4 protein-coding genes are annotated in these 4936 nt (G+C 65.7%); 1 reads left to right on the top strand and 3 read right to left on the bottom strand.

What is annotated here, in order from left to right; genetic code table 11:
* From F0Q45_RS24205 to F0Q45_RS24195, 3 genes are all read right to left on the bottom strand, one after another.
* Nucleotides 1-927, bottom strand: a 927-nt coding sequence (locus F0Q45_RS24205) for a class I SAM-dependent methyltransferase (RefSeq protein WP_149656310.1), incomplete at its 3' end; no start/stop codon positions are given.
* A 286-nt stretch (nucleotides 928-1213) separates the two neighbouring features.
* Nucleotides 1214-2359 carry a DUF917 domain-containing protein gene (locus F0Q45_RS24200; RefSeq protein WP_149656309.1) on the bottom strand — a complete coding sequence of 382 codons (1146 nt, stop codon included), beginning with the start codon at nucleotides 2357-2359 and terminating at the stop codon, nucleotides 1214-1216.
* Nucleotides 2359-3906 carry a hydantoinase/oxoprolinase N-terminal domain-containing protein gene (locus tag F0Q45_RS24195; RefSeq protein ID WP_149656308.1) on the bottom strand — a complete coding sequence of 516 codons (1548 nt, stop codon included), beginning with the start codon at nucleotides 3904-3906 and terminating at the stop codon, nucleotides 2359-2361. Before F0Q45_RS24195 ends, F0Q45_RS24200 begins: the two co-directional genes overlap by 1 nt.
* Nucleotides 3907-4133: 227 nt before the next feature.
* On the opposite strand from F0Q45_RS24195, the gene F0Q45_RS24190 reads away from it, so the two are divergent.
* Nucleotides 4134-4799 carry a GNAT family N-acetyltransferase gene (locus F0Q45_RS24190; RefSeq protein WP_149656307.1) on the top strand — a complete coding sequence of 222 codons (666 nt, stop codon included), beginning with the start codon at nucleotides 4134-4136 and terminating at the stop codon, nucleotides 4797-4799.
* Nucleotides 4800-4936 lie beyond the last annotated feature (137 nt).

The following is a 4936-nucleotide window of genomic DNA, read 5'->3' as shown; positions in this document are numbered from 1 at the left end:
CTTAGTCAGGCCGCCGCTGACGAAGATGATCTCGCCCAGCGGGTCGTCGTCGGCCGGGTCGGGAACGGCAATGCCGGCGCGCGTGAACAGTTCGGTTCGTGGCACGCCGGCAACATCCCAGCCCTTGGCGCGCAGATAGTCGACGACATGATTGCGTTGGCCGGAGTACACCAGCGACGCCATGTCGATGTCGAGGCCGTGGTCCCGGAAGATCCCGGCTCTGTCTCGTATCCGGTCGGCATCGAAATCAATGATGCCCGGGACGAATTCAGTAGCGACAGTGCTTCCCGGCACGCTGAGCGCGGTGATGTTGTCGAACAATAGGTCTTGGGCCTGCGGGGGTAGGTAGATCAGCAGGCCTTCGGCCAACCACGCTGTCGGTGCCGTCGGATCCAGCCCGGCCGCCGTCAGCGCCGCCGGCCAGTCGCCGCGCAGATCGATGGGGATGGCGCGCCGGGACGCGGTCGGCTCAGCGCCGAGCTGAGCCAACGTAGTCGTCTTGAATTCGATGACCTCGGGCTGGTCCAGTTCATAGACCACGGTTTCGGCGGGCCACGGCAGCCGGTAGGCGCGGGCGTCCAGACCGGACGCCAGGATCACCGCTTGCCGGACCCCGCCCGTAGTGGCGTTGCTAAAGTAATCGTCGAAGTACTTGGTCCGCACCGCCATTCCGTCGACGAGAGCCTGCGCCCGCGCCGACGACATGTCTGGAATGCCCGCAAAATCAAGCTCCCCGTCCATCATCTTGATGAAGAAGTCGACCCCGACCGCGCGCACCAGCGGTTCGGCGAACGGATCGCTGATCAGCCGGCGGGAGTCCTTGGTAGCCATCGCGCGGGCCGCGGCGACCATGGTGGCGGTGACTCCAACGCTGGAGGCCAGATCCCAGCTGTCGTCGTCGCTTCGTTCCGACTCGCTACGTGTCATCGGGCCTCTCCTATCTGGGCGTCGGGGTGCGGGTGGCGCAATAGTAGGTCAGCCGCCCGAAGCCACGATGGCGCTGCGTGTCGATCTCGGCGCAGTCGAACCCCGCAGCCCCGAGCAGTCACGGAATCAGCCTGTTCAGGCGGGGCCCGGCACCTGGACCCGTGCGGCGCAAGCCGACGAGACGTGGGATTACGGACGCTCCCGGCGCGCCGCCAGCGCATGCTGGCATGGCGTGACCGAAACTGATTCCGGGAGCGGCTTGCTGGCAACTGGAACGGTGACCCTGTTACCGACCGCCGGCGGGCCGTGTGTTTTGGCTGTAGCTTTTGGGCTCCAGCTTGCCGAGAAGCGGCTCGCCTCCGGCATTGACGCTGCCATCGAAGCGGTGCGCGGGGATGTGGTAGCCGAAATAGCCGGGACCGACTAGAGCGAGTCCCGCTGCGCTGTGCCAGCGCGTGTCGGCCGGTGCGGCGACGACGCGCACGCGAAGCCCGTAGCGGAGCGCCTCGGTGGTGATCGGCTCGCCCGAGTCGCGCTCAAGCACCATGATGAGGTCTGGCGTCGTCGCAAGCGGGAGACCGTCTAGGTCGGCGATGAGGTGCTCATTCTGGAACTGCAGGGTGAGGATGCCTGTGGCTCCCTCGATGCGGGCAGCGCCGCGGGCAAAGCCCCTGGTCGTGGCGCGCTGCACATCTACCACCTTCCCCTCGAAAAGCTCGCGCCCGCTGAGCATTTCGACAACGCGCCCAACCGGGTCGTTCTTTTCGTCGCGCGCGGTCCGGATACCGGCGCCGATCTCGACGCACCGCCGAAGGGATCCCGGCACCAGGGTATTTCGGGTCTGCGCCCCGGACATCGGGAATCCGGCGAACGGGACCAAGGACCCCATCTCGACGCACGCGACCCGGGCGATGCGCTCGGTCCAGACGTTGTCGATCGTCTGTAGCACGGCGACGTTGCCCTTCTCGTCGCCTAGCACGACCGGCGAAGCTGCGATGCCGTAGAGGGTCGGCAGGACCATCTGTAGTTCGGGGAACGCACGGCCCATGCCGTCGCCGTCCACGAGCGGCAGCCCGAGCATCGCGGCTGCGGCCACGGGAATGGTGGAGTTCACTCCGCCGGCCTCGAAGCAGGCAATGTGCGTGGCAGGCCTGCCGAGGTAGGCGCTCACTGCGGTGATGGGGCTGATCACCGCGGTGAGGCTCGGCGGCTTCTCGATCAGTACTGTGGGCGCGCCCATCAACGCGACAGTGATCACCATTGCGTCGTCGGGTAATTCGTCGACGGTGACGGCGTCCACCGGGCCATTTCTGGTAATCGCCTGCCGAGCAAGGAGACCGCCGATATACGGGTCGCCGCCACCTCCGGTACCCAGCACCGCTGCGCCACGCGCAAGGTCGGCGATCGTCGCATCCTCAATCTGCCAGCTCATCAGGTGCCAATCTGAAGGTCGCCGACTGCCTTGGCGCTCACGCGCGTTGCGCTGCCGGGGAGGTACGGAATCGGGACCTCATCGAAGTCGACGATCTGCACTGTGTGTGGGCTCGCCCCAGCGGCGACGGCTTTGTCGATCGCTTGCCGCTTGAGCGCCGCGATCGTCGCAGCACGCCCACCGGCTTCGAAATCGGTCACGGTGTCGATCTCACCGCTGATCTGGGCGATGGTGGCGCCGATTGCGTTGGCGACCGCGTAGTTCTGCGGCCGGTGGACACTGCCGAAGACCGGTAATTCGCCGGGCAGCAGGATCGACCCACCACCGACGGCGACGACGGGGATCGGCTCTGGCGAGGTACGCATCCGGTCGACGGCCTCGGTGATGCGCTCGGCGATGCGGTCGAGCACGCGCGCTACGAGGGCGCAATCGAGATGAGCGACCAGCGACGGGTCTCCCACATCTGCCCGGCCCGCGGCGACGGCGATGTCCGTGGCGGTCAGGGTGGATCCGCCGAAGACGAGCGCTTCGCTCGGCAGCCGGTAGCCAACTGATTCCGGGCCGACCTCTCCGCTTTTGGTGTCGACGATGCTGCCGCCGCCGATGCCGATCGACAGCACATCGGGCATGCGGAAATTTGTACGGACACCGGCGACGCGCACGTCGTTGGCTGTCTTGCGCGGGAAGCCGCAGATCAGCAGGCCGATGTCGGTCGTCGTTCCGCCGACGTCGACGACCGCGCATGTCGACAGCCCGCTGACTGCGGCGGCGCCGCGCATGGAGTTCGTCGGCCCGGAGGCGAATGTCGCAACCGGGTAGCGGCGCACGAAGTCCTCGTTCATGAGCGTGCCATCGTTTTGGCTGAGAAAGATCGGCGCGTGGATCCCATGCGAGCGTATGGCGAAGCTGAGGCCGTCGACGATTTCGCTGGCTAACTCGCTCAGTGCGGCGTTAACGATCGTTGCGTTCTCGCGCTCTAGTAAGCCAATCCTGCCGATCTGGTGGCTTAATGAGATCGCGATGTCAGGACCCAGCTCCTGAGCTACCACGCGGCTCGCCTCGAGTTCGACATCATGATTGATGGGGCTGAACACGCTCGTAATCGCGACTGAGCGGACGCCGTGCTCGCGCATGTCCCGCGCGTGGGCGCGGAGTTCGTCAGCGTCGAGTGCAGAGATGGGACGCCCGTCGAACTCGCAGCCCCCGTGCGCCAGGTAGTGCCTGGCCCGCACCGCTCTCATGAGCATGGGTGGCCAGTCGACGAATGGCGGCAGTGAATCGGTTGCGGGGAGTCCCAGGCGCAGCGCCGCGGTCGGAGCAAGTCGCTTGGCCTGCACCAACGCATTGATGAAATGCGTCGTGCCGATCATGACGGCCTGGATGTCGGAGCCGGTGAACTCGCGCCGGACCCGCAGGTCCTCGATCGCGTGCATGATGCCGCTGGTGATGTCGGGTGTGGTCGAATGCTTAACACCGGCGAGCGTGGTGGCGTCGTCCATGAGAACGGCATCAGTGTTGGTCCCACCGACATCGATTCCGATGCGCATGCTTGGCGTCTCGCTTATGTCGTCGTTTGTCTCAGCGCGAGTGTGAATCTAACCCGAAGTTTCCCCTGTAGTCGCGAAGGGGTCGCGTCGCACCATTCATAGTTGGCGTGGCTATAGCGGACTGGCCCGCAAGTACCTGCCGGCCCGCGAGCGGCTCGAGCTCAGCCGATCAAAGTCGGCCCCATTGGGGTGGCGCGAAACCTGCTGTCTCGTTCTAGGCTTATCCAATGACCGACCACGATCAGACCTGTGCTCGCCGCGAGATCGCGGATGCCTTGCTTGCCGCACTTGAACGTCGGCATGAAGTGGCCGACGCCATCGTGGATGCCGAGAACAAGGCGGCCGCGGTCGAGGCGATCGTCACCCTGCTTGGTACGTCCCATCTCGCGGCCGAAGCGGTGATGAGTATGTCGTTCGAGCAGCTGACCCAGGACGCGCGCACGCGAATCATGGCCGAACTCGACGACCTGAACAAACAGCTGAGCTTCACTGCCACTGAACGTCCGGCCAGCTTCGGCGAGACGCTGGAGCTCAGGCCCTTCTCCGCCGACGAGGACCGTGACATCTTCAGCGCGCGAACCGAGGAAATGGGCGCTGCCGGAGACGGATCCGGGGGACCCGCCGGCAACCTCGACGAAGAAATCGTTGCTGCGCTCAAGAGGGTCGACGATGAAGAGGCCGCCTGGTTTGTTGCCGTCGATTGCGGGGAGAAGGTCGGCATGGTGTTCGGTGAGCTCGTCCACGGCGAGGTAGACGTGCGCATCTGGATACACCCTGCGCACCGCAAGAAGGGTTACGGTACGGCCGCGCTACGCAAGTGCCGGTCGGAGATGGCGTGGGCGTTTCCGGCCGTGCCGATGGTCGCTCGGGCACCTGCGGCCCATCCGGCGTAACCCGGCCCCTAGCGCGATGCGGTAACGGCGATGATGTTGCGCAACGGCGACATCTCATCGTCGGGGAAGACGCGACCGTAGTCGGTGAACAACTCCCGACGTGGCCGCGTGGACACCTGCCAGCCCAGCGCGCCCAG

The organism is Mycobacterium simiae (genome assembly GCF_008370645.1).
Classification (GTDB): Bacteria; Actinomycetota; Actinomycetes; order Mycobacteriales; family Mycobacteriaceae; genus Mycobacterium; species Mycobacterium simiae_A.
This window is presented reverse-complemented; position numbering and strand designations above follow the sequence as displayed.

Excerpts from the sequence above, each read along its gene's own strand:
- F0Q45_RS24200 (WP_149656309.1), bottom strand. The coding sequence starts at position 2,359 with ATGAGCTGGCAGATTGAGGATGCGACGATCGCCGACCTTGCGCGTGGC.
- F0Q45_RS24190 (WP_149656307.1), top strand. The coding sequence starts at position 4,134 with ATGACCGACCACGATCAGACCTGTGCTCGCCGCGAGATCGCGGATGCC.
- F0Q45_RS24195 (WP_149656308.1), bottom strand. The coding sequence starts at position 3,906 with ATGCGCATCGGAATCGATGTCGGTGGGACCAACACTGATGCCGTTCTC.